22 protein-coding genes are annotated in these 25302 nt (G+C 46.5%); all 22 read left to right on the top strand.

The window, feature by feature from the left end; genetic code table 11:
- The first annotated feature begins 32 nt into the window (after positions 1–32).
- Positions 33–1997, top strand: a complete 1965-nt coding sequence (locus LRL21_RS04060) for an adenylate/guanylate cyclase domain-containing protein (protein WP_240414473.1) — start codon at positions 33–35, stop codon at positions 1995–1997.
- A gap of 56 nt (positions 1998–2053) precedes the next feature.
- A complete protein-coding gene (locus tag LRL21_RS04055; protein WP_240414472.1) occupies positions 2054–2893 on the top strand; it encodes a sensor histidine kinase in 840 nt (279 codons plus the stop codon).
- Positions 2890–3561: a response regulator gene (locus LRL21_RS04050; RefSeq protein ID WP_240414470.1), complete on the top strand. Its 672-nt coding sequence runs from the start codon at positions 2890–2892 to the stop codon at positions 3559–3561. Before LRL21_RS04055 ends, LRL21_RS04050 begins: the two co-directional genes overlap by 4 nt.
- Before the next feature lie 82 nt (positions 3562–3643).
- Entirely contained in the window at positions 3644–4297 is a 654-nt protein-coding gene (locus LRL21_RS04045; protein WP_240414655.1) for a YcnI family copper-binding membrane protein, read from the top strand.
- A 193-nt stretch (positions 4298–4490) separates the two neighbouring features.
- A complete protein-coding gene (mscL, locus tag LRL21_RS04040; RefSeq protein WP_240414654.1) occupies positions 4491–4967 on the top strand; it encodes a large-conductance mechanosensitive channel protein MscL in 477 nt (158 codons plus the stop codon).
- 65 nt (positions 4968–5032) lie between these two features.
- Entirely contained in the window at positions 5033–5899 is an 867-nt protein-coding gene (locus LRL21_RS04035; RefSeq protein ID WP_240414467.1) for an AraC family transcriptional regulator, read from the top strand.
- A gap of 191 nt (positions 5900–6090) precedes the next feature.
- Complete coding sequence (locus LRL21_RS04030) at positions 6091–7128, top strand: zinc-dependent alcohol dehydrogenase (protein WP_240414466.1); 1038 nt, start codon at positions 6091–6093, stop codon at positions 7126–7128.
- Between the two features lie 63 nt (positions 7129–7191).
- Positions 7192–8328 (top strand): alginate lyase family protein, encoded by a 1137-nt coding sequence (locus LRL21_RS04025; protein ID WP_240414465.1) that lies wholly within the window; start codon positions 7192–7194, stop codon positions 8326–8328.
- Between the two features lie 168 nt (positions 8329–8496).
- Positions 8497–9483 carry a polysaccharide deacetylase family protein gene (locus LRL21_RS04020; protein WP_240414464.1) on the top strand — a complete coding sequence of 329 codons (987 nt, stop codon included), beginning with the start codon at positions 8497–8499 and terminating at the stop codon, positions 9481–9483.
- 129 nt (positions 9484–9612) lie between these two features.
- Entirely contained in the window at positions 9613–10152 is a 540-nt protein-coding gene (locus LRL21_RS04015; protein WP_275900600.1) for an RNA polymerase sigma factor, read from the top strand.
- Positions 10149–11438, top strand: a complete 1290-nt coding sequence (locus LRL21_RS04010) for a hypothetical protein (protein WP_240414463.1) — start codon at positions 10149–10151, stop codon at positions 11436–11438. Before LRL21_RS04015 ends, LRL21_RS04010 begins: the two co-directional genes overlap by 4 nt.
- A gap of 355 nt (positions 11439–11793) precedes the next feature.
- Positions 11794–12831 (top strand): LacI family DNA-binding transcriptional regulator, encoded by a 1038-nt coding sequence (locus LRL21_RS04005; protein WP_240414462.1) that lies wholly within the window; start codon positions 11794–11796, stop codon positions 12829–12831.
- A gap of 44 nt (positions 12832–12875) precedes the next feature.
- On the top strand, positions 12876–13757 hold the full coding sequence (locus LRL21_RS04000; protein WP_240414461.1) for a carbohydrate ABC transporter permease: 882 nt from the start codon (positions 12876–12878) through the stop codon (positions 13755–13757).
- Positions 13758–13773: 16 nt separating this feature from the next.
- Positions 13774–14628, top strand: a complete 855-nt coding sequence (locus tag LRL21_RS03995; protein WP_240414460.1) for a carbohydrate ABC transporter permease — start codon at positions 13774–13776, stop codon at positions 14626–14628.
- Between the two features lie 84 nt (positions 14629–14712).
- On the top strand, positions 14713–16101 hold the full coding sequence (locus tag LRL21_RS03990) for an extracellular solute-binding protein (RefSeq protein WP_240414459.1): 1389 nt from the start codon (positions 14713–14715) through the stop codon (positions 16099–16101).
- A gap of 21 nt (positions 16102–16122) precedes the next feature.
- Complete coding sequence (locus tag LRL21_RS03985) at positions 16123–16587, top strand: hypothetical protein (protein WP_240414458.1); 465 nt, start codon at positions 16123–16125, stop codon at positions 16585–16587.
- On the top strand, positions 16584–17612 hold the full coding sequence (locus tag LRL21_RS03980; RefSeq protein WP_240414457.1) for a CehA/McbA family metallohydrolase: 1029 nt from the start codon (positions 16584–16586) through the stop codon (positions 17610–17612). Before LRL21_RS03985 ends, LRL21_RS03980 begins: the two co-directional genes overlap by 4 nt.
- Before the next feature lie 18 nt (positions 17613–17630).
- On the top strand, positions 17631–18371 hold the full coding sequence (locus LRL21_RS03975) for a glycerophosphodiester phosphodiesterase (RefSeq protein ID WP_240414456.1): 741 nt from the start codon (positions 17631–17633) through the stop codon (positions 18369–18371).
- A gap of 360 nt (positions 18372–18731) precedes the next feature.
- Positions 18732–18956 carry a helix-turn-helix domain-containing protein gene (locus LRL21_RS03970; RefSeq protein ID WP_076236846.1) on the top strand — a complete coding sequence of 75 codons (225 nt, stop codon included), beginning with the start codon at positions 18732–18734 and terminating at the stop codon, positions 18954–18956.
- A 443-nt stretch (positions 18957–19399) separates the two neighbouring features.
- Entirely contained in the window at positions 19400–20659 is a 1260-nt protein-coding gene (locus LRL21_RS03965) for a glycosyltransferase family 2 protein (RefSeq protein ID WP_240414455.1), read from the top strand.
- A gap of 94 nt (positions 20660–20753) precedes the next feature.
- The gene (locus LRL21_RS03960; RefSeq protein ID WP_240414454.1) at positions 20754–22583 is read left to right on the top strand and encodes a glycosyltransferase; all 1830 of its coding nucleotides are present in this window, start codon (positions 20754–20756) and stop codon (positions 22581–22583) included.
- A gap of 327 nt (positions 22584–22910) precedes the next feature.
- Positions 22911–25301, top strand: a complete 2391-nt coding sequence (locus LRL21_RS45530) for an S-layer homology domain-containing protein (RefSeq protein ID WP_338044572.1) — start codon at positions 22911–22913, stop codon at positions 25299–25301.
- Position 25302 lies beyond the last annotated feature (1 nt).

The following is a 25302-nucleotide window of genomic DNA, read 5'->3' as shown; positions in this document are numbered from 1 at the left end:
TGGACAGAGCGCGATCAACGGAGGGTAACCACATGCCACTGTCTGCTCAAAGACATGTATACGAACAAGAATATGCTTTATCACGAGACAAGGTGTGGGAGCTGCTGAGCAACACAGAGCATTTAAACCGGGTCATTGGACTTTTTCCGATTCGATCTACTTCTTTTCATTCTCACAATACCGATTTCTTTCAGGAGCTGTCTGCCAAGGTAGCAGGGGTTGTTCCCATGCGCTGGAGGGAGCATCCTTTTCAATGGGTAAAGCATGTTCGTTACGATGTAGTTCGTGAATATCGCGGCGGGCCACTGAAGCGTTTTTGGGGCGGTATTGAGCTCAAGGATGCGGATACTGTGCTGCCTGATGGCTCCAGGGCTACCAAGGTTAAGCTGTTTGCCGAATTTACACCTGCAAATGTGCTTGGACTTGCAGCTATACCGATTGTTGGAGTCAGCTCGATGCGCAAAACATTAAAATATTTACAAAATTACTTGCTGTTAAAGGAGCAAGAAAAGGATCATTTGCTGCCCCAGCAGGCTGCCAGCTATAAGGTGAATACGGAGGAGCTAGATCGTTTGCTCACTGAGCTTGAGCGTGCAACGGGAGATCCAAGTATGACAAAGCGTCTTCGGGAGCATTTGATGGTTAGCGGAGACGATCAGGTGATAGACATGCGTCCCTACGAGCTGGCGAAGAGCTGGGGGATAGAACGGGAAGCGCTGCTGCGCATGTTTCTTTACGCGACAAAGCTTGGCATTACCAACCTAAGCTGGCACCTGATCTGCCCGAATTGCCGAGTATCCAAAGCTGGCGCAGAAACGATGTCAGGCCTTAAACCTCAGTACCATTGCGACTTTTGTGGAATTAATTATGAGGTTAATTTCGACAAATATGTGGAGCTGTGCTTTTCGGTGCATCCTAATCTGCGTAGAGCGTACAAACAAATATTTTGCGTTGGCGGCCCGTCGATTACGCCTCATATTCATGTACAGCTGGAAATAGCTGCTGGTGAGGACGCTGTGTTCGCTTTTCCTGAGGTACCTGAGCTGTTTAGGCTGCGGGTTTTACGCTCAAATCAAATGGTTTCCATGATTCGTCAGCAAGAACGATTGCAGTCCGGAAAGCAGAGCAACGTTATTGATACGGAGCCTCATGAAATTTGGAAGGGACATCCAGTCAATCTGGCTAGCCTTCAAACTGCAGCTGCTCGTACGGATGATGGACCTGAAACTTCCCCGCAGCTGGAGCTTCTATATGATGGACACGGATGGGCGATTTCGACGATAGAGCAGCCTTTAGCCGGTACCCACATGAAGCTTATAAACCGCAGCAGCGAAAATGTGATCATTGCCTTAGAGAAGGCTGATTGGGAAGACACCACGGTGACGGCATCCAAAGTAACGACCATGCACGAATTCCGCAGTATGTTTTCATCGGAGGTATTGGCTCCAGGACAGCAGGTGAGTATAGAAAATGTAACAATTTTGTTCAGCGACCTGCTGGGCTCGACGGCATTTTACGAGCAGGTTGGGGATGCTCATGCTTATGGTCAGGTTAGAAATCATTTTGATTTTCTGATAAGCTGGGTCAATGAAAACAAGGGAACACTCGTAAAAACGATTGGTGATGCGGTAATGGCCGTGTTTGAGCATCCGGAGAACGCCGTCAAGACGGCACTGGATGTACAGACTCACGTGGATGAGTTTAACAGGAAGCACCATTCGGATACACCAATCATCATCAAAATGGGCTTGTATCAAGGCCCTGCAATTGTTGTGAACTCCAATCAACTTTTGGATTATTTTGGGCGGACAGTCAATCTGGCAGCAAGAACTCAAGGTCTGAGTGTTGGGGGAGATGTTGTCATCAGCAAGGCATGCTCGGAGCGACCAGGCGTACAAGCTTTACTATCGTCCTATCAGGTTCAAATCCAGCATTTCGAGCAAAAACTGAAAGGGATTGAAGAAGTTATCCAGCTCGCGCGCGTGCAAATTACTTAGGCATACATACGTAATACCTGGTCAGAGATAAAAGCGAATAAAGTGAGTTGAATGTGATGTCCTTTGGCAAGCTAAAACTGTTGGCAATTATGGTGCCACCACTCATTATTGGCAGCTTTGAGTATATTCGTCATGATTTTTTATTGTCCGAATTATCGATGGAAGCGGGAAACGTATATATTACTTTCCTGACGCTGCTGTTGTCCTACCTGTTCGCCACATGGATGTTTATCCGGATTGACCGTACCAATGAGCGGCTGGCTGCCGAGCAGTCGCGGCGGGCTGTGTATGAGGAGCGTGAGCGGCTTGCGGAAGAGCTGCATGACAATATTGCACAAATATTGTTTTTTCTGAACGTACAGCTCAAACAAGGCAATGTTCAGGAGGCACGATCTGCCGTTACGGAAATCGATCAGCATTTGCGTCAGGCTATTTATAATCTTCGTACGGCGCCGGAGGAGGGGGCTACCTTCAGTCAGCGATTGGGTACGTGGCTTGAAGAATGGAGTGCGCTGAGCGGTATCCCCGTGGAGCAGCATGTGGATATCCAGGAGCAAAGTGTACCCCCGTCCGCGGAGGTGCAGCTGTTTGCGATCATTCGCGAAGCGTTTACGAATATTCGCAAGCATTCACAGGCTGATCATGTGGCAATTGCTTTGCAATTGATGGGCCGCGGGCAGGGCTGGAAGCTGGAGATCCGTGACAATGGGATCGGGGTCAGCCAGGATTACAGCGATACGGACAGTTTGCGCCATGAACAAAATCGGTATGGAATCAGCCTTATGCGTAAACACGCGGGAGAGCTGAACGCCGAATTGAGCGTAAGAAAGTTGGAGCAGGGAGGAACGGAGCTGCGTGTAACCGGGCCTCGAAAGCATGGGGGTATAGGTGAATGAACTATCGTGTACTGATTGCCGACGATCATCCGTTGGCGCGTAAAGCAGTTCGTCTGCTGCTGGAGCAGGAAGCCGGCTTTGAGATTGTGGCCGAGGCATTGGACGGTGAACAAGCCATCGAGATGTGTAGTGAGCATCAGCCAGATCTTGTTCTGATGGATATTCGAATGCCCGTTATGAGCGGTTTGGAAGCAACCCGTAAAATTAAACAGCTGTATCCCCATACGCGAATTGTGATGCTGTCGGTTTCTGATGATGTGGCAGATCTGTTCACGGCTATCCAGAATGGTGCCCAGGGCTATTTATTGAAAAATATGGACCCGGATGAATGGATGGTATATTTGAAGGGGCTGTTGGATGACAATAGTGAAATTTCACGCGGGATGGCGGATCGGTTATTTCAATTGTTCCGTTCCTCGTCCAGACAGGCGGAATCCTTGGCCAAGCCCAGCGGTCTTTCTCCCCGTGAGGTAGAGATTTTATCCTGCGTATCAAGCGGGCAAAGCAATCGGCAAATCGCCGAGCAGCTTATTATCACTGAAAATACAGTCAAAAATCATATCAAAAATATATTGGCCAAGCTGGAGCTGGACAACCGGGTACAGCTAACGGCTTATGCGATCAGGCACGGATTGACACAGTTTAGCCAAAATAATGATAACAAATAGCCCAGTTGAGTCATACCCAGGATATCTTAGATCGATTACATTGATACTAAGACAAATGATGCCTGAGGGGACGAAACGAATGATGAAAAAATGGAATGTCATGCTATTAACCGGACTGTTGATCTCAATGCTGGGAGGCGGGGTTGCGAACGCTCACGTCACCGTACAACCACCGACGGCCGTACAGGGCAGCTACGAAAAGTTTGCTGTACGGGTACCTTCTGAGGATAAAGAATCGCCAACCACCAAGGTTGAAGTCAGATTTGCAGTAGATGCGGTGTCGATCTCGCGATTTGAGCCCAAGCCTGGCTGGAAGTATGATTTAGCCAAGGATGCATCCGGTAAAATTACAGGTGTAACCTGGACGGCAACAGGTGAGGGATTGTCCCCTACCGAATTCAGTGAGTTTTATATGCAGGGCAAGGTAGCCGACAATGCGACCCAAATTGTGTGGAAAGCGTATCAAACCTACAAAAACGGTACTGTGGTTGAATGGATAGGTGCTGAAGGTGCCGATAAACCGGCTTCGATCACGAAGGTGAGTGCCAAGCCGTCCGGAGCGGCTGCCGATAGCCATGGTAATACAACAGCAGCTCCTGCCGCGAATAACACAGCGGCTCCAGCTGCTGCAAGCCCGGCTGCGAGTGCTTCACAAGCACCGCTGTACTTGTCTATCGCAGCATTGGTGTTTGGACTTGTTGCCTTGATCCTTGCCGTTTCCAAAAGAAAAGCTTAACCTAAAGTATGTAAATAACCTCTCGAATCACTTCATAAGTGGTTTGGGAGGTTATTCTTTTACGGCTGTGGATATTAAGAGAAAGAGTGTCTTTATGGGACCACTCTATCAGAGATTGCTCGACCTTCCATGAAAAATCAGTTATGATAAAGAAAAATGTCGTGGAATGAGGAATACGTGAATGGCATCCAAAATTATTAAAGAGTTTAAAGAATTCGCTTTAAAAGGAAATATGATTGAATTGGCAATCGGGGTCATTATTGGAGGAGCTTTTGGAAAGGTCGTTACGTCCATTGTCAACGATATTGTCATGCCGCCTATAGGACTTTTGCTTGGCAGAGTAAACTTTAGCGATTTGTTTATCAGCTTGAATGGCACTCATTATGAAAACTTGGCCAAGGCGAAGGCAGCGAGTGCGCCTACTTTAAATTATGGACTTTTCATCAATAATGCACTTGATTTTCTGATCGTAGCTGTAGTGATTTTCTTAGCTGTGAAGCAGTTAAATCGTTTCCGTAAAAAACAGGAGAATCAGCCCGCACCGAAGAAGCTGACAAAGGATTGCCCTGAATGCTTATCGGAAATTCCGGAAAAGGCGGTTCGCTGTAAGTATTGTACGGCTAAACAGGAGGTTCCTATGTCTGATAGGAGACCCGAGCTAACCAACTGATCTGCCAAGGATTGGTCATTGCGATCCCCCATTGAACTTCGATACCTACAGGAGGAGCGCACAAAATGATTAGTTTAAGAGATACACAGCTGCAGTTGCTTTGGACGGCAAGAATTGATTATGCCGAGGGCAGCCGGGTTGACGCTCATCAGCATACGGATTTTGAACAGTTGTTTATTGTGCTTTCGGGAGCGGGTGTTGTTCAATCAGGTGCTGAAAGCAGCGCGATCCAGGAGGGCTCGGCCTTTTTGTTCAAGCGGGGTGTTTCGCACAGCTTTCAATTCATGGATGAAACGGTTACTCTCGATTTTAAATTCAGACTGCTGGACCGTGCTATTCAACAAGCCTTCATGAGCGTACAAGCCTCCTGCTTATGCCAGGGGACCCATTTGTCAGAGATTAAACAATGGTACAAACTGTCGCTGCAACGGCTCAAATATCCGGATTCGGTTCTGCCGCTGCGGATCGAAGCGGGCTTTAAGAGCACATTAGTTTCATTATTATTGGGGAATGCTGCGGCGCAGCCTCCAGATTCTACAGTGCTGGCCAATATAGACGATGATGAACCGATAGCTGCTTATTTAAGGTCTAACCTTGCGGAGAAAATAACGCTTGATCAGCTATCACGGCGTTTTGGCTATAATCCTAATTATTTGATACGGATTTTCAATGCAAAAACAGGTCTCACCCCGATCCAATATTTACAGGAAATTCGTTTGCAGAAAGCTACGGAATATTTGGAATTTACTGCGCTGCCGATATCGGAAATCGCCGAGCGGGTAGGCTGGTCATTGCCTTATTTCAGTAAAATGATTAAACAACGCGTAGGGCTTTCACCATCCCAATACCGCAGATCTTTATTAGATGAGGTAGGTAAGGATATCATTCTGGAGCAAAATTTTGAAAATATTTGGCGAGTTGAACATGCATAAGCGACCCTTCTGTCTGCAGACGGAAGGTTTTTTGCTCTCGTCCATGAAGGATGCGTAACCCCGTATATCCTCGACAAAAGTGAGGATTGTTATAAAACTGCTGAGGATTTGCCATATTCGATGCGGATGGACTGCTTTATAATTTGTAAGAGAAGTAGAGGTGAATTTGAAGACAAAAGGAGAATGGGCAGATGGTTAGAAAAATGACAGTTCCACCGATGAAGCTGGTTGATTATGAAGGCGAGGGTACACAGCTGTGTGCGGTCGTGGAAGAAATTGGAAATATTACGCTGAAGCGAGCGTTGATCCCCGAGCCCGCAGAGGGAGAGGTCAGGGTTAAAGTGAAGTGGGTCGGGATTTGCGGCAGCGATGTGGAGGTGTTCCGCGGAGCCCGTGAGCCTGAATTTATATCGTATCCGACTCGTCTTGGGCATGAGGTTGCAGGCGTAATTGATAAGGTAGGCCCAAATGTAATCGGTCTCAAGGTTGGTGACCATGTAGCGCTGCGCTATATTTGGGGTGCGTTTGCAGAATATGTATGCTGCACGCCATTTTCAGTAAAGTCGCTGCCCAAAGAGCTGCCTTTAATCGAAGGCTCGTTGATTGAAGTGCTGCCGGGCATTATTCACGCAGCTGAGCTTGGGGATATATCCCCGCATAAAAACGTATTGATTACAGGTCAAGGCGTCAGCGGCCTGGTGATGACTCAAATCATCAGCTTATACAGTCCTCGTAATTTGGTCGTAACCGATCTGTTTGATGAAAAGCTGGCACTGGCGCGCAAATATGGAGCAACTCACACATACCGAATTCCTACACCGGATACGAATACGATGGATATTGTCGGCAAGGATTTCCCTGATGGCTTTGATGTTGTGATTCCTTGCCTGCTGGAGGGAGATGGCATGGTGGACGCCATTAACGCAGCAGGTCAGAACGGACGTATCGTGATGTATGGCTGTATCGGAACGTGCCACAAGCCGGTCGATTTTTTCAAGGTTCACAAGAAGCGGCTGGACATCCTTTCGACTGAGCCCAAGCGGGATATCGATAACCGGAATTATTTTGACAGAGGGCTTCAATTGGTGCTCGATGGATTGGTGAACACGGAGGAAATGATCACGCATGTCGTGAAGCTGGAACATATAGCGGAAGCTTTCAAGCTGCGCAATGAGCATAAGGGCGATACGATTCATGTAATGATCGATTGTGAAACATCATCGCAATAGCGCTTAATCGGATGGGCACTAGGCTGAGGCCTCTAATTGAACAACCAGGGAGTGATCAAATATATGATGATAAATAAGTTAAACCTTTCGACCGCTGCACGCAGTGAGAGACTATCTCTGTTTGATCTTACGTGGATCACGCGGCATGCTGATCAATCCTTACAGGCTGACCCTATTCATCTTACAGCTGCTGTTGCCGAAAAGAGTGAGGGCAGCATTCATGATTATTATTCGAATGGCGACTATTGGTGGCCAAACCCCGAGACTGCAAATGGCCTCCCTTACATACGCCTTGACGGAGAGAGCAACCCGGATAATTTTGATAAGCATCGGTTGTTCCTGCGCCAAATGAGAACCCATACTGCCAATTTGACTGCCGCCTACGTGGTGACGGGCAACGAGGCATATGCAATGAAGGCTGTTCAATTGTTGAAGGAATTTTTTCTCGATGAAGCCACCCGGATGAACCCGCATCTCTTGTATGCACAGGCAATTCCCGGAATTTGTTCGGGTCGGGGTGTCGGGATTATCGATACCTTGCATATTATCGACATTCCGCCTGCGATCGAAGCTTTGAAAGCTTCACCTGCAATGACGGATTCCATCTACGAGGGACTGAAACAATGGTTCGCGGATTATTTGACCTGGATGACCACACATGAGAACGGCATTCAGGAAATGAATGCAGATAATAACCACGCGGTGTGCTGGTTTGTACAGGCGGCAGCTTTCGCATGGTTTACCCACAATGAAGAAGTGCTGAGCTTTTGCAGACAAAGCTTCAAGGAAACGCTGCTTCCCGATCAAATGGCGTCAGATGGTAGCTTTCCACGCGAATTGGCCAGGACGAAGCCGTATGGATATGCGATTTTTGTGCTGGATAACCTCGTTACCCTGTGCCACATTCTTTCGACATCTGAGGATAACCTGTGGGACTTCAAGCTTTCTGACGGACGTGGAATCAGCAAAGGCTTTTCCTACTTATATCCGTATCTGAATGACAAAGCATCCTGGCCTTATCCACCGGATGTTGAGCATTTTGAAGGCTGGCCAGCCAAAGTTTCTTCACTCTTGTTCGCCGGCCTAGCGCTTCATGAGCCCACATATATTCAGCTGTGGGACCGTCTTGATCCTGACCCGACCGACATGGAGATTCGCCGAAATATTGCCATTCGCCAGCCGCTGCTATGGTTAATATGATCCAAATATGTATGAAAAGCGATCCTTGCAGCCACTTTGGCTCAGGGTTCGCTTTTTTGTGACAAATTTATTATTTATAACAGAAAATATAAACTTTTTTTCGAGTTCATTCGTCATATGTAGGGATCTCATTATGGCCGGTAAACGGTTGAAGGAAGGTTTAGTAAAATGGCAGTGTCGCTTTTTAAGGAACGCAAGCAGCTGTGGATTGTCGGCATTACTTTTTGCAGTATGGTCAGTATGGCTCTTATTAATTTTACCGTAACCGGCAGTGTGCTGCCGATGCCTGAGAAGAACAAAGTGAATCAGGTGGAAGAAGCGTCCGAAGCTCATATGAAGGGGCCGCAGTCGTCATCATCCTACGATCAACCGAAAACGGCTAGTGAACAGCCGGCAGTTATCACAGTTCAACAACCAACACCACTTGTTAGTCAAGCGACATTACCAGCCAGTGATCAGCCATTACGGACAGAATCGAAGAATCCGCTTCCTGACACCCAGCAAAAGCCGCAGTCAGAAATCAAACCAGAGCCTGTCCCGGCAGCAGCCCCCAAGACGGCTCCTGTCACTTCCAAACGGATAGCACTTACTTTTGACGACGGACCTGACGAGCTGTATACGCCGCGAATTCTGGATATTTTGAAGGAGAATCAGGTCAAAGCGACCTTTTTTGTAGTAGGCATTCAAACTGCCAAATATCCGCACATCTTAAAACGAATTCACGAAGAAGGACATGCCATTGGCAATCACTCCTGGGATCATGCAGATTTATCCAAGCTTTCTCTGGATCGTATTCAGCAGGAAATCAAAGATACGGATGTGTTGATCGAAAAGACTATCGGGGTCCAATCGACGATGGTGAGAGCGCCCTATGGTGCCGTATCGGACAAGCTTAAGAAGCTGCTGGCACAATCCAACCGGCCTTTAGTTGGCTGGAGTATCGATCCCAAGGATTGGGCAGGAACGACCCCAGCCCTTATTTTGCAAAATGTAAAATCGCATACGAAGCCAGGTGCGATCGTGTTATTGCACAGCTTCGGCGGCAAAAACGGTAATTTGGATAATACAGTTGAAGCACTTCCCGAGATGATCGCCCAATTGAAGCTGGATGGCTACCAGCTGGTTACAGTACCACAGCTGAACGAGGCTCGTTGAAGAAATCCTTTTCCAATTGCCCACAAAACTGTAAACTGATAATAAGAGTGGACGTCGGGAAGCTTCACTGGGAATTGAACGGTGAGAGCGGATCGTCTAATAATTGAGGTGGCAGTAGTGGATTCCAAAATGAATTTCGAATACTTAAGATATTTGTCCGAAAGCTCGGATAAAAAAGAGATTTTGGAAGAACTGATGACGGCATATGGCAAAGATGTATGGAACTATGCGTTCAGTATGACCCGGCAATGGGACCAGGCAGACGATATTACACAGGAAGTATTTATTAAGGTATATCGTAATTTGTGTACATTTCGCAGTGAGGCATCGGTGAAAACCTGGATACTCACGATTACCCGCAATATGACTTTGGATTTCAGACGATCAGCCTTTTATCGCAGGGTAACCTTAATGGAATTTATTCCATCAAAGGGGGAACAGCCCTCTACGGAACAGATAGTTATCGACAAGCTGGCGACCAGCGATATGTGGAAGCTGGTGCTTAAATTGCCTGTCAAGTACCGTGAAGTGCTGATCCTGTTTGCCCACTATCAGCTTTCGATGAAGGAAATGGCACACATGCTCGGGGTAAGCGAAGGAACGGTAAAGTCAAGATTGTTTCATGCCCGCAATAAAATATCCAAGTTAAAGGAGACTTTAGAGCCATGAATCCGATTGATGACGAGTTGAAAAAAAGCTTGGCTAACGGACCGCTCATCAGGAACGGGTTCTCCGATAAGTTGCAAAAGCGTATTGAGGATCGCTTGGAGCACAAGAGTGGCAACACGAAAAAATCGATGCTCGTATTCGGATGCGTAAGTTCGGTGCTTATTGCGGCTTCTATTTTATTTACGGTGGATGGGGTGCCGTCTGTCGGGCACGATGAAATTGTTGTACATAAGAACGAGATGACGGCCTTTGAAGCAGAAGCGGCGCAGCCGTATTTCAAGGATCAGGCTGAGCATGAAGTCCGGTCAGCGGTTCTGATTGGTCTTCGCGAGGATCATCCCGCAGCAGGGAGCAGTCCTGCCCACAGCACTTATCGTACGCTGCTGCTTGCGCCGGAAGCCGGGGAGCTGAGGACTGCCGCTGAGGGAGATGGAATATTAATGCCCTACAGGACGGGGTTTATGAGAATTGCACCCGTCAGCCCGCTGAGCGTTAATGAGGAATCGCAAATACTTCGGGTCGTGGCTGCTGACGGGGCGATGGCCTTATCGCATCCCTCCTCTTATAATAACAAGTCGCTGAAAGTGGCGGAGAAGCTTCAATTTGTAGGCAATCGTTATGTAGCGTTGTCGCAAACCATCCGTCAGCTGGATCAGAATAAACCTTCTGTCTATGAATATGCGTGGGTTAAAGAAGTGGAGGAATTAGCTTCCTCCTCAATAAATAGTACGGGCATTGCACGTCCTGTGCAAGATCCGCACACGACCTTGAAGCGATTGTATGGGGAGTCGATACAGCCATCATTGAAATCACTCAATACCAAAGTCCCACAGAACCCGGGCTCGCGTCTTTCTTCTGCTGAACCTGTGGATGATAATGGAGAAAGCTGGACGATTGCCCGTAAGAACGGCGAATGGATTCCACAGATCGCTTCATATAGTGAACGTGCAGCAGATAGTAGTTATGGATATCAGCTGAAGGCGCTTCCGTACAAGCTTCCGCAGTCTGTTGTTAGCTACGACGTGCTCCCGCTGAGCTGGGATGAAATCCGCAAGCTGCAGCCAACCGCCAAGGATGCATTCTCTTCACCTAATAGAGAAATCGTAGGTGTGGTGTCGAACGATAACATTGTCGTATTTCCGTTTGATGGCAGATTAATTCCAACACCTCTGTTGAAAATTAAGCTAGCCCCAGAAGAGTCGATCATCATGCTGCAGTGGGCAGTGAATGAGCCTTATATTGAACAGTGGAAGCAAAAAGGCAAGCTGCTGCTTGGAGAAAGCTGAATTTCCTATTTACTAAAATGACAAATAATGCACAGGTGACTTGCTGCCCTTCATACAACTTACCCTGACAGTTCCTACCACCTCGTAAGGAATAGAAACCGGACACGAGGCAGGACGGAGAAGGGCAGTAACTTCACAGGAAAATGTTAACAACAAAAAAGTTGCCAAAAGATCATGTGTACGGTATAATTATTCTCAACAGGTAAGCGCTTAACCCTCAGTTTGTTTAAATGGATTGGATAAGGATTGGAATTTTTTTAGTGTCGATTGGAAAGCGCTTTCTATAATCTGATCTCAAGCTCCGGATTAACAAGAGATAAGGATCCCAACCAATACATAATCAGGAGGTGAGCGAGTGAGCTATACAATCATTGATGTTGCCCAAATCGCCAACGTGTCCAAATCTACCGTTTCACGCGTTATTTCAGGTAAAGGCTATACGAGTCCCGAAACCCGGGAGAAAGTCATGAACGCCATACAGGAATTGAAGTACAAACCGAATGCAGTGGCCAGGGCAATGGTATCGCATCGAACGTTCAATATCGGCGTCATTATTTATCGAAAGGATTTCCCGATTGTATCGCACCCGATCTATGGTAAAATACTCGATGCTATACTGGCAGCCGCGGAAAGCTTGAACTATTCGGTATTCGTCTCGACGGATAAAGAGATGTCGCTCCGTTCTGCTGATTACATGCTGGAGAAGAGAGTTGACGGACTTGTGTTAGTCAGCCGTCTGAGCCAGGAAATGATCGGATACATAGACAGCTTCGATATTCCTTATCTGATGGTCAATGGTACCGCCGAAAACAATCAAGTGATTCAAATCGTCAATGATGATCGAAAAGGCGGAAGGCTTGCTGCGGATCATCTATACAAATTAGGCCATAGACAGATTGGCGTTATTGCCGGGCCACAGGAGCACAGGAGTCATCATCTTAGATATGAAGGTTTTTATCAACGTTTGGTTGAGTTGGGCTGTGAAATTCACGAGGAACATATGTATTTTTCGCCTACATCCTTATTTAATGATGGCTACGTTGGTTGTTTATCTCTATGGGAACGTTCCCATGAAACTAATAACGGTTTCCCTACTGCAATCTTCGCTACGAACGATATGCTGGCTTTGGGTGCTATGCGCGTAATGGTCGAGAAAGGCTTGTCGATACCGCAGGACGTATCTATCATCGGATCCGACAATATTGATTTTGCCAATCTTTCCAATCCACCCTTGACTACAGTCCATACGGAGAAAGAGAAGATGGGTCAAGATGCGGTTTTCATGTTGAACCGATTGATACAAAAATTAGAGTTGAATCCAATGAAGGTGGAGTATGAGCCGAAGCTTATCGTACGCGGGACGACAGGTCCGGTTAGCAGCAGGACGCAATAGTAAACCGAAGGAAGCTTTATATGATAAAAAGGAGATAAGTCATTATGCGAAGTCAAACGTATCGGCATAAAAACAGTTCAATGATTTGGTATTTGTTTCTGCTCCCTACCTTTCTTGGAATTTTGTTATTTATGGTATACCCCGTTTTTGAATCTTTTCGACTAAGTCTTTATGTGTCCAGAGGGGCGATAGAAACATGGGCGGGATCAGAAAATTATACAACCGTATTATCGTCCAATGTGTTCTGGAAAGCGGTATACAACACCTTTTATATGGGATTTTTTCAATTACTTTTGACGATCCCCTTTGGATTCATACTCGCCTCGCTGATCACAGAGCTTAAATGGGGAAAGAACTTGTTTAAGATTCTGCTGTTCATTCCCTACATCACATCCGTTGTAGCGGCCTCCATGCTGTTCTTGTTCGTGCTGCATCCTGAATTTGGACTATTGAATTATTTTCTCTCGATGCTGGGACTTCCTACCTCTGTGTGGCTGGCTGAACCAACCAGTGCGCGGTGGGGGGCTATATTACTCGGTTCGTGGCACTGGTTAGGCTTTGTGGTTATCATATTCCTCGCAAATTTGCAGGCGATCTCGGAGGATATTTATGAGGCAGGAGCCATAGACGGGGCTACCGGCATTCAAAGATGGCTATATATTACAATTCCCAACATGTACGGAACCTTTTCCTTTCTTATCGTAATCGGCTGGATCTCTGGTCTGCAGCGGTTCACCGACGTTTATTTGCTGGGTGGGCTTCAGGGCAGCCCTGCACGCTCTCTGCATACGATTGTCGGGTTTATTTATGAAAGAGGCTTCGGGGGTACCGAGTACGGCATTGCTTCGGCGGCAGCCTACGTATTGTTTGCGATCATTCTGTTCTTTACGATGCTGAATCTTAGAATAACCAAGATGAAAATATAACTGAAAGGAACATGTCATGAAAACATCGAGCATCTTTTCAAGAAAACCAACATTAATTGAAAGCGTTATCTTCGTGTCTCTACTTGTCTTGAGCGGGATTATGATTTCTCCATTCCTATGGATGCTCAGCATCGGCCTCGAGCGCACGGCTAACCTGCAGCCACCTTTTCCGCCAACATTTTTTCCGAAGCAGCCCTCTTTTTTCAACTTTGAGCTTGTTATGGAAAATGCGACTCTGTTTTATTCCTATTTGAATTCGGGATTCGTAGCCGTCTGTGCCGTATGCCTTAGTGTATCCAGCTCGCTTCTGGCGGGTTATGCGTTCTCAAAAGGTCAATTTCGCGGTAAAAAATTATTGTTTATGATCGTGCTGGGGACGATGATGATTCCTATGGAAACCAGACTGATTCCGTTATTCACGATGTTCAATAAATTTGGCTTGATTAACACATATGTTCCGTTAATTGCACCAGCGATCCTGTATGGCTTTGGTATTTTGTTATCCAAACAGTATTTCGACCAGCTGCCAGACAGCTTGCGAGAGGCTGCACAGATTGACGGTTCGAGCGAAAAAAGAACATTTTTCCAAATCTATTTGCCGCTTACCGGACCGATCACGGCGACATTGGCCATCCTGTCCTTTCTTGATAGCTGGAACGCCTTCCTCTGGCCGCTTGTCGTCATTAACGATCATGCACTAAGGACCATTCCGCTATTTCTCGCCAGCTTCTCGTTTGAAAACGGGACGCGTTTGGGCGGTTTAACCATGGCACTAGCGACAGCGAGTATTGTACCGATCGTTGTTGTGTTTCTCTTTTTGCAAAAATATATCATACGAAGCATCGCTTTAAGCGGACTGAAAGGAGAGTGAGCTGGAAAAGCAATTGTAAATAGACGATGGTTATGCAGGGTTCAATCGTTTGACAAAAAAACGTATCCTGAGAGGGTGTCATGTATGGTTAACAAGAGGACGAAAAAAGGTTTGGTGGCAGGTGTACTGCTGTCCGTATTCGCGATGCAGGTATTAGCAGGCTGCAGCAGCAAGGCGGAAACGAAGCCCGTTCAGGCTAATGAATCGACAGCAAAGGTTTCAGATAAGAAATGGTCCGGCACACTGAAAGTACAGCTAATCGGGGATTTCAGCATAGAAGACAAGACAAATCCAATTTCGGGTAAAAAAGTCAAGGGCGTATCGGTACTGAAAAAAGAATTTGAACGGCTCTATCCAGGGGCTACGGTGGAATTCATACTGCTGGGCTGGGATGGCTACGTCCAAAAAACAGATGCGATGCTGAATTCGAAAGGTGCGGATGTGTTTCAGGTACCGGGAATCGCCAATCTGGCCAGTCAGGATTTATTGGAGCCTCTGGCGCCTTATATAGAGAAAGACAAATTCGATCTGGGCATATTTATCAACAATCAGGTTGAAGGCTGGAAGGCCATGGGTCCCAAAGATACGGAGCTGCAAATTTACGGACTTCCTTTTATCGGGGACACCCGAGTTATCGCCTACGACAAAAAGATTTTCAAGGAATGGGGCGTAGAGGAGCTTTCCAAAAATCCGACTCCTGAGGAAATCCTGGAGAAGGCTAAGAAAATGACAGGCACGAATCCAAAGACCGGGAAGCAAAATTATGGTGCGTTTTATGCAGGCGCTGACGCCGCAGATTCGGTTATCAATGCAGCAGAAGCATACGGCGGTTCCTGGGGCAAAGGATTTTTATTCAAGGGCATGGAGGTCAACTTTAATTCTCCACAGATGCTGAAGGGTCTGAAGTGGCTGAATGATTTGAATGCCTATGCTCCCAAAGGAGCGCTGGTCAAACAGGGCGGCGAGAAATGGGGAACGGCCAACAACGATATTGCCATTCATATTCGTGTACAGCCGATTTTTGTTGATACGATATATGCTGCAGGGCTGCAGGATCAATTTGGTGTTGCTCCATTGTTTGTTAATAAAGACAAGAATATGGGTGGAATGTTCGCAGGCAGCCCTTATTCGATTGCCAAAAGCAGCACAAACAAGGAGCTGGCTTGGGAATTTCTGAAATTTAGCGTGAGCGATTTCTTCCAGAAATATATGTGGGATGAGCAAAGCTCCCAGTTCCTCCCTGTTACGAAGTCGGCCATGAAGTGGGAACAAATTCAAAAAAATCCACATGCGATGATTGAACTGGAATCGATGGGCAAGCTATGGGCGCCACGGTATCCGTACCGCTCCGGTCAACCTCGGTATATTTTATCAGAGTCAGTGGAGGAAGGATTGCTTGGGAAATCGACACTTGAAGCCGCATTAGAAAAAGCGCAAAAAGAATCGACAGCCTGGCTTGCAACACAAAAATAAAGCACAAACAAAGGTGGAATTATGAATCTATTACTTGAAGTTGAGGAGAAACTGGCGATTGCCCAGACTCAGACCCATATCACGTATTCATTTGCCGTTTCCGATTCATGCCGCAAGGTGAACATAGATTTTAACTATTCTCCCAAAACGCTGGACAATGAGGCTTTATCCAAGGGGATTATCGAACAGAGCTTGCGGAAATATAATGACGGTAACGATCCGATTATGGAGGACAGCTGGACCCGATTTCTTCCGTTGAAAAATTTAATTACAGTTTCCGTCGACGATCCTAACGGTTTCAGAGGGGCATGTCACAGGCATGATTCAGAACAGCATCTGTTTCTAGCTGCCGGCTCGGCTTCCCCAGGTCTTATGCCGGGACTATTGATTCAAGGGAATTGGTCAATTACACTAAGCTTACACGCGATCGTCACCGAAGTGTGCAGCTTTAAGCTGCGGGTATGGGAAGGGGAGGATGCGTCATGAGACAATGGCTTCCTTATGAGCTGCACACCCATACGTTTCACAGTGATGGCGAGCATTCACTGCGCGAGCTTGCGAACAGCGCCAAGGAGCTTGGTTTGTTCGGAATTGCAATGACCGATCACAACACGATGTCGCCTCTATTGGAGAGGGAGCAGATCCAGACGGAAACGGAGCTGCAAATTATACGCGGCATGGAGTGGACCACGTTCTTCGGACATATGCTGGCGATTGGCATCGTTGACTATGTGGATTGGAGAGATCTCGGCGTTAAGGATATTCATAGAGGCATTGAAAGAGTCCATCGACAAGGCGGAGTCGTCGGGATTGCCCATCCGTATCGGGTTGGAAGTCCGCTATGCACGGGCTGCTACTGGGAATATGAAATATCGGATTGGAAGGACATCGATTATATTGAGGTCTGGTCCTATACGTTCCCTTCGATTATGAACAGTAACCAAAGAGCCTTCCAGCTGTGGACAGACATGTTAAACCAAGGCTATCGGATATCCGGGGTATGTGGACGAGATTGGCATGTATCCTCGAAGAAAGTAACGGAACCGATTGCTGTTACCTATTTGGGCTTGGCAAACAATGGAGCTTTGAATCCAGAACAAACGGATTTGGAAAAGGCAGCTGTCGATGCGCTCAGAAACGGTTCAATCAGCGTAACGATGGGACCCTTGCTGCAATGTACGGTTCAACCAGGCCCAACAGATCCTGTATATGGCATTGGGGAAGAAGTAAGAGTGAACGGGGTTGCGGACACCGCACAGGTGCAGGTTGAGGTAGACTTCACCGTAAGGGAAGAGCATTGGCAGCTAGCCGACCAGGAGCTCAGAGTTGTGCTTATGAGCAATAAAGGGCAGATAGCCGAGCTTAACGTATCACGGAACGCTTCAATAGCTACCTGCAGGGTCGAGGTCAAGGAGCTTATTTGGCTGCGGGCCGAGCTTCATGGAGCTTTTCATAGCTGCATCACGATGATTGCTTTTACGAACCCGATCTATTTTGCTTATCATAAATAAGGGTTGGAGGGAATGAAGATGAAGAAACCATCGTTTCCAAAAATTGCTGCACATACCGGGTGCGGAAATGCGCCGGACAATACCAGGGAGTCCTTTATGGAAGGCATTCAATCGGGTGCGGATATTGTAGAGGTCGATTTGCGAGTTGCAGGAGACGGGACTGTCATTTTGCTTCATGATGATTCTCCTTATCTACGTGATTGTACCTATGAGCAGCTGAATCAATATGAAATCAGAACGAAGCTCAGCTCTGTGTATGAAAATTATGAAATTGTAAAGCTGGCGGATATTCTGCAAATTGCCAAGCAGTATGATGTCCAATTAAATCTGGATATTAAGACAGTGGATACGATTGAGCCTGTCATACATCTGGTGAGGGAATACAACATGGTTGATCGAGTTTATATAACAGGCTGCAGTGAGAATATTACTAACCGTCATCATGATATTCAGGTCGTGTTCAACACGCCAAAGACATTTACTCCCGAAGAGAGTGACAACTACTCGTTATATGCGGCTAAGCAATGCGAGGAGGCCGTGCTCCGTTCTTATTATGGCTTGAATATGGATTATTCAACATGCCGTCAAGAAATCGTGGAGCTTGCTCATGCTTCTGGTCTTGCGGTATGGGTATACACTGTTAACGATTCGGCGGCCATGCAGAGCTTTATCCAGATGGGGGTAGATGCCATTACCACCAGAGAGGTCACCAAGCTGACTGAGCTGCAAAAGCAAGGTGAATCTAAACTAAAGAATTGATTCGCTGCTGCCGTAAGTATGGATTGTGTTAGAGCGGCTGTGGGCTGTAGGAAATAGGTTATGGGTGAAGTATGAGTTATTAGTAACGGTTATGATTCAGGTATACTGAGGACTTATCGGTGATGTCACGCCGAAGGTCCTTTTTTCTTTTATTATGCTTGTTCACGTGGCAAAAAGCCTATAACCGAGATAGCTGCCCATACAATTGATGTGAGCTTCCCGCGATCGTAATGAGGAAGCAATCGGTAAGCCCATTTTTCCGCGCCACTGCACCATTAATTGCTGTACTTCATAAACTAACTTGACTGTATCCCTACACCTTGTAATGATACAAAAACCCAAGCAAGGAGGGGTGACACTTTGAAGGGCAGCGACCACAAAAGTAAGTTTTTGTTAACCAATCGTGAACGCGAAGTTTTCGAACTGTTAGTGCAGGACAAAACAACCAAGGATATCGCGCAGCAGCTGTTTATTAGCGAGAAAACGGTGCGTAATCATATATCCAATGTCATGCAAAAACTAAATGTAAAAGGTCGTTCACAAGCAGTAGTTGAGCTGATCAAGCTTGGGGAAATCACGATTTGATCGGTTTATCGTTTTCGATTCACACTGTCTAATCCTGTAAAGCCTTCTAATGCGCTTTTTCCTTTAGGGGAATAAGCCGGAGAGGGCTCTTTGGTTGTGTATGTGTTCAGAATATGCTCAGAATATGCTCAGAACCGGATGGTATAATATGTAGCAGGATACTGTTTTATTCATTCTTTATCGACATGTAATTGAAATACGCTGGATTTTGGGAGTTATATATATCCGGTTTTTGTTATATTTCTGCTGAGAGTGTCGAGCTATGTAGTTTATAAAATAAATTTAATGAAATTTTTAGTATAATGTATCCTTGCCAATATGTGATAAATGTTATAATTAAACAATCAAATATATGTTATTTTGTTACTATAAATGTAAAAATACGGGATAATTAATCAAATACTAACGAATTACAAAGTAAGACTACTAATTAAGGAGAGCTTATGCAGATCAGTATTATTATATTGGCTCAGCAAGAAGAACTGTTTAAGCAATGTTTGTCCAGAATCCGATTGTTTACGGAAGGGTCTTATGAACTAATTGTAATCAACGATGGAGCCTCTGAGGAGATTACCCGGTGGCTGGGGTTGAGCAATGATATTAAGATCATTACGAATGCACATTATGTTGGGGTAGCCAAGGGCTACAACCAGGGCGCAGCGATAGCAACCGGAGACAGGTTGGTGTTCATCCGTGATCATATGGCCGTTTCGGAGAGATGGTTGGCTAACCTTAATGCATGCTTGGATAAGTATGGTGATAATGCGATTGCAGGTCCTGTGAGCAATGATATCAGCGGTATGCAGAGAGTATCATTTGATTGTGATAATATGGACCAATTGAATAATGCCTCCAAAGGTTTGAGTATCATTAAAAAAGGTCGGTACCAAAATGTAACCAGAATAATAAGCAATCTTTTTATTATAAATAATGAATGCTTTCGTAAACTGGAGGGATTTGACGAACGATTTTTACTTGAAAGCTATGAGGACGATGATTTTTGTTATCGAGCGCTTCAAGCTGGTTGCAGCTTGTATGTGACTGAGGATTGTTTTGTCCGGTATGAGGCACCACCCTCTTTATTTCCGGAAATACCCAACTGGTATTTTTTACAGATGGAACATAACAAAGCCGTTGCAAGGGAGAAATGGGGATTTGACCTTACAGCAGCACTATTAAATTGGAAACAGCCTGTTACGGTTAGCTTATGTATGGTCGTTAAGAATAACGAAGCAACGTTAGAGGAATGCCTGTTAAGTGTTAGTGAATGGGTCGATGAAATTGTTATTGTCGATATAGGGTCTACAGACCGCACCAAAGAGATTGCATTAAGATTTACAGGCTTTGTTGTGGAATATGAAGGGACCCCTGATTTGGTCAATGCAAGAAACTTATGCTTCAGCCTGGCTACTCAGACATACATACTATGGCTGGAAGCAGAAGAAGTTGTTCTTCCAACGGATGCAGATAAATTTAAATATATGTTGTCTCATATGGGGTGGAATACAGATTCCGTAGCGATGTATGACCATTATAGCTTCGGGGAGAACAGTAATACGACGCCGAGCTCACGTACGAATCGTCTTGTTAAGCGTGAGCGAGATTATAAGTGGGTAGACGCAGTAAATCAATATTTGGACGTAAAAGGAAACATAGTGCAAGCTGATATTTGCATTACACATAACAAAAAGCATGGAAATTAAAAGGGAGTCCCTCAGCCAGAACCAGTGATCAAGGTCAAGTTTTGTTGGAAATCGCTTTAATCCAGTACATTTACTTTTCAATATGGAGGCTGCAATGAAGACCAGTATTATATTGTTAGCTCAGCATAGTAGCATGGTTAAACAATGTCTTGCGAGCATTCGGCGATCTACATCTGGAACCTACGAATTAATTGTGATCAATGATGGTGGCTCGAATGAAATTGACAAATTGCTGAGTATGGACAAGAAGGGTATTATAACGCTTACCTCTCAAGAACGAATCGGTGTTGCTGCGGGTTATAACCTTGGAGCAGCCCAGGCCAAAGGCGATTTGCTTGTTTTTCTGCGCGATCATATGACCCTGTCCAAGGGCTGGTTGAAGTCATTGACTAGTTGTTTAAAACAGTACCCTGATGCGGCAATGGTTGGACCCATGAGTAATGGCGTCAGTGGAGCCCAGCATGTATCGATTCCCGTGCCTATCAACAGCATCGAGCAGTTAAGTGTTGTTGCTCGTGCATTCATTGCGGAGCATGCAGGCCAGACCCAGAGAGTGACACGGCTTCTTAGCCAAATGCTTGCTGTCCGTAAGAGTGCATACGACAAACTAGGCGGATTTGATGAACGGTTCGGCTTGGAATCATTCGAGGATGATGATTATTGTTATCGTGCCATGCAGGCTGGTTATAGTTTGTATATACCCAAGGATTGTTTTGTCCGCTATCAACAGCCTCCAGATTTGTTTCCGGATGATCCTTACTGGTACGGTAAGCTTCTTCATGAGAATAAAGTGAAGGCAGCTCAAAAATGGGGCTTGGATATTTCACAGGCTTTGCTTAAATGGAAGAATAAGATAACGGTAAGCCTTTGTATGATTGTCAAAAATGAAGAGCAAACCCTTGATCGATGTTTGTCCAGTGTCAGTGATTTGGTTGATGAAATTATTATCGTCGATACGGGCTCGGAGGACCAAACGAAGCAGATTGCACGAAAATACACAGACCGCGTATTTGAATTTGTCTGGGTTAACGATTTTTCCAAAGCACGAAATTATGCCTTCAGCCAAGCCACACAGGAATATATATTATGGCTGGACGCAGATGATGTGATTTTGCCTGCGGATGCTGAGAAATTTAAAGAGCTTCTTGCCGGACTTGAATGGACTGTCGATTCCGTATCCATGAACTATATTCTCGCTCGTGATGAATATGGAAATGTGATGACTAGCCTGCGTAGAAATCGTTTGGTCAAGCGTGAGAAGCGTTTTCAATGGATCGGGTTTGTCCACGAATATTTACAGGTAGCGGGAAACATACATTATGCAGATATTAATGTTACCCATGACAGGATGCACGGCAACTCCGATCGCAATTTGCATATTTATGAGAACCACGAAGCAACGGGTGAATCGTTCACATCGCGTGATCTGTTCTATTACGGGAATGAGCTTGCTGATCACGGACTGTGGGAACGTGCGTTGGACAAATATGATCAGTTCTTGCAGCGTCCTGACGGCTGGGTGGAGGACCGGATAAGAGCCTGCGGCCGTGCAGCAGATTGTGCAGCAGAGCTGGGGTCCATAAATGAAGCGAAAGCCAAGGCACTGCAATCGTTTGTGTACGCGTTACCGCGTGCGGAAATCTGTTGTCGGCTTGGATATCTTCATATAAAAGAAGAAAAATTTGAAGACGCCATATTTTGGTACGAGCTGGCGACGGAGCTTAAGAAACCTACGGATAGCTTTGCGATTTTGCAGCATTCCAACTGGACTTGGGTGCCACATTTACAGCTTTGTGTTTGCTACGACAGGCTGGGGCAGCGAGAACTGGCATACCGGCATAATGAAATTGCGGCTGGATTTGTTCCAAATGAGCCGAGCGTGGTCGGGAACCGTGCCTATTTCAAAGGCTTGGGTTTAGCATAGGAAGATTTCATATTGGGGAGGGTGATTTGAGTTTTCTCTGATAATAGTAGGCACCAAGTGGACGGATATTTCGCTGCTACGGCTGGGAAGTTGGTCGAGTTATTGTAAAAAGTAGGACAGTTTAAATGGTCCGGGAAACCTTTATCCCATTTGAACTAATTATTATTTAGAGGCTATTAACCATATTGGAGGATGAGAAATGAGTAATCACAAGGATGTTGAAAAATCAATACGTAAAGCGATGAAGCAATACAAAAGGAAAATAGGGACAAAAGCTTAAAACACAAAGTCATACAGGTTTCGACAGTAGCTCTTGCAGGCAATCTGGTGGCAGGTGCTATTACGGATGTTCAGCTTATTGCAACGGGTATTGCTCATGCAGCTACCGCGGGTACGTCTTTTAATGATGTGGATACAAGCTCTTGGGCTTACAAGTATATTACGAAGGTTGCCGCTTTGGGATTTACAGTAGGTGATGATATCGGGAAATTTAATCCGGATAGCCCAGTGAGCCATCAAGAGGCTGTGTCAATGGCAATCCGTTTTCTGGGTATTGAGAACCCTTCAGTCCAGGCCGGGAACTTGACACTAACCACAGATGCATGGGCACGCGATTGGGTGCTGCTGGCTATCGATAAAGGTTTAATTATACCTGGTGAAGAGAGTGCAACGCCTAACGGATCATGGGGGGCAGCAACTGCAACGCGCGAGTGGGTCACCAAGCTGCTTGTCCGTACATTAGGAAAACAATTTGATGCAACAGCCCTATCCACTACCAAATCGATATTCGCAGATAATGCTAACATTTCGCCGGCTGTGCTTGGATATGTAAATGCTGGTGTAAAGCTGAACATTATTAATGGTTTTCCTGATAATACCTTCAAACCGAAGGACACACTTACTCGTGCCCAGGTAGCCACGATCCTGGCCAAGATGGAAATGCTTCTAGGGGACAAAACAGATCGTATCATGAAGGGGAATGTGGTCAGCTTATCCAGCAGCAGCATTAGCCTTGTAAACAAAAGTGGCGTGACCCAGCAGCTTACTTTGGATCCTAAAGCTGTAGTATTTGGCTCAAGTGGACCGGGTTCAACCATTAAGGCAGGGCAGGACGTTACGGTCGTATACAGTGGAACTACCGCTTATTTTGTTGAAGTGACGGAAGCTCCGACTCCTCCAGGCACAGCAGTTGTAACAGACCCGCCTAAAAATGGAGAACCAGGTCTTAAAGGCGACAAAGGCGATAAAGGTGATCCAGGCGAAAAGGGTGAAAAAGGCGAAAAGGGTGATACAGGGGCTTCTGGATCTTCAGGTTCAAGAGGAAGCGACGGAGCTGTTGGTCCTACTGGGGCAACGGGAGCTGGCCTTGGAGGAATTGTAGCTTATGATGAAACAGCGGCTCCAGGGTATGCAGTAGGCCAAACCGTGTTTTATAATGGCAGCACCTATATTGTAAAAGCAGCAAATCCGACTGGCACACCTACCATTGATACGGCAAGTTACACCTTGGTAGCGTCGGCTGGGGCACAGGGAGACGCTGGAGCTACAGGAGCTACAGGAGCTACAGGAGCTACAGGTGCGACAGGAGCAATGGGTGCAACGGGCCCAGGAGTGGGCGCAACAGGAGCAACCGGCGTAACGGGAGCTACAGGAGCAACCGGCGTTGGAGTGACCGGGGCGACAGGAGCAGTGGGTGCAACGGGCCCAGGAGTGGGTGCAACAGGAGCCACAGGCGTGACGGGAGCTACAGGAGCAGTGGGCGCAATCGGAGCTGTAGGAGCAGATGGCGTAACGGGAGCTACAGGAGCAACCGGCGCAGGTGTAACGGGGGCCACAGGCGTGACAGGAGCAACCGGAGCATTTGGCGTAACCGGAGCCACAGGAGCAGATGGCGTGACCGGAGCTACAGGAGCAACCGGCGCAGGTGTAACGGGAGCTACCGGCGTGACCGGAGCCACAGGAGCATTTGGAGTAACTGGAGCGACAGGAGCAGCGGGAGTAACGGGAGCGACAGGAGCAGCGGGAGTAACGGGAGCGACAGGAGCAGCGGGTGTGACTGGAGTGACAGGAGCAGCGGGAGTAACGGGAGCTACAGGAGCAGCGGGAGTAACGGGAGCTACAGGAGCAGCGGGAGTAACGGGAGCTACAGGAGCAGCGGGAGTAACTGGAGCTACAGGAGCAGCGGGAGTAACTGGAGCCACAGGAGTAACTGGAGCTACTGGCATGGGTGTAACAGGAGCCACAGGCTTTGCAGGAGTAACTGGAGCTACAGGAGCAGCAGGCGTAACCGGGGCTACAGGAGCAGCAGGAACGGGAATAAGCTCATATGGTTATTCTTATAATTTTGCTACAATAATAGATAAAGATGTTTTTGGAGGAGCAGACGTACCATTTTCCAATAATGGACCTTTTCTAGGGACTATCCATACTATTGGCACTACTGGAATCACTGTGCCTACAAGTGGGGTCTATGAAATAAAATACTGGGCGAGCACAACTGCTGGAATAGGAGCGGCGATTGCCATAGCTGTTAATGGAACTGTGAATACGAGTACGACTATTCCGATTCTTAATAATGCAGATCAGACTGAAGGGAACGTATTATTGAGTTTGGCTGCTGGAGATGTAATTACTCTACGCAATAATTCAGCGGTTACTATGACCTTGGCGCTAGCTCCGTCAGTAGGTGCAGCAATATTAATCAAAAAGCTTAATTGAC

The organism is Paenibacillus periandrae (genome assembly GCF_022458865.1).
In the GTDB taxonomy this organism is placed as follows: domain Bacteria; phylum Bacillota; class Bacilli; order Paenibacillales; family NBRC-103111; genus Paenibacillus_S; species Paenibacillus_S periandrae.
The sequence above is the reverse complement of the archived record's forward strand: the minus strand, read 5'-3'. Positions and strand labels throughout refer to the sequence as shown.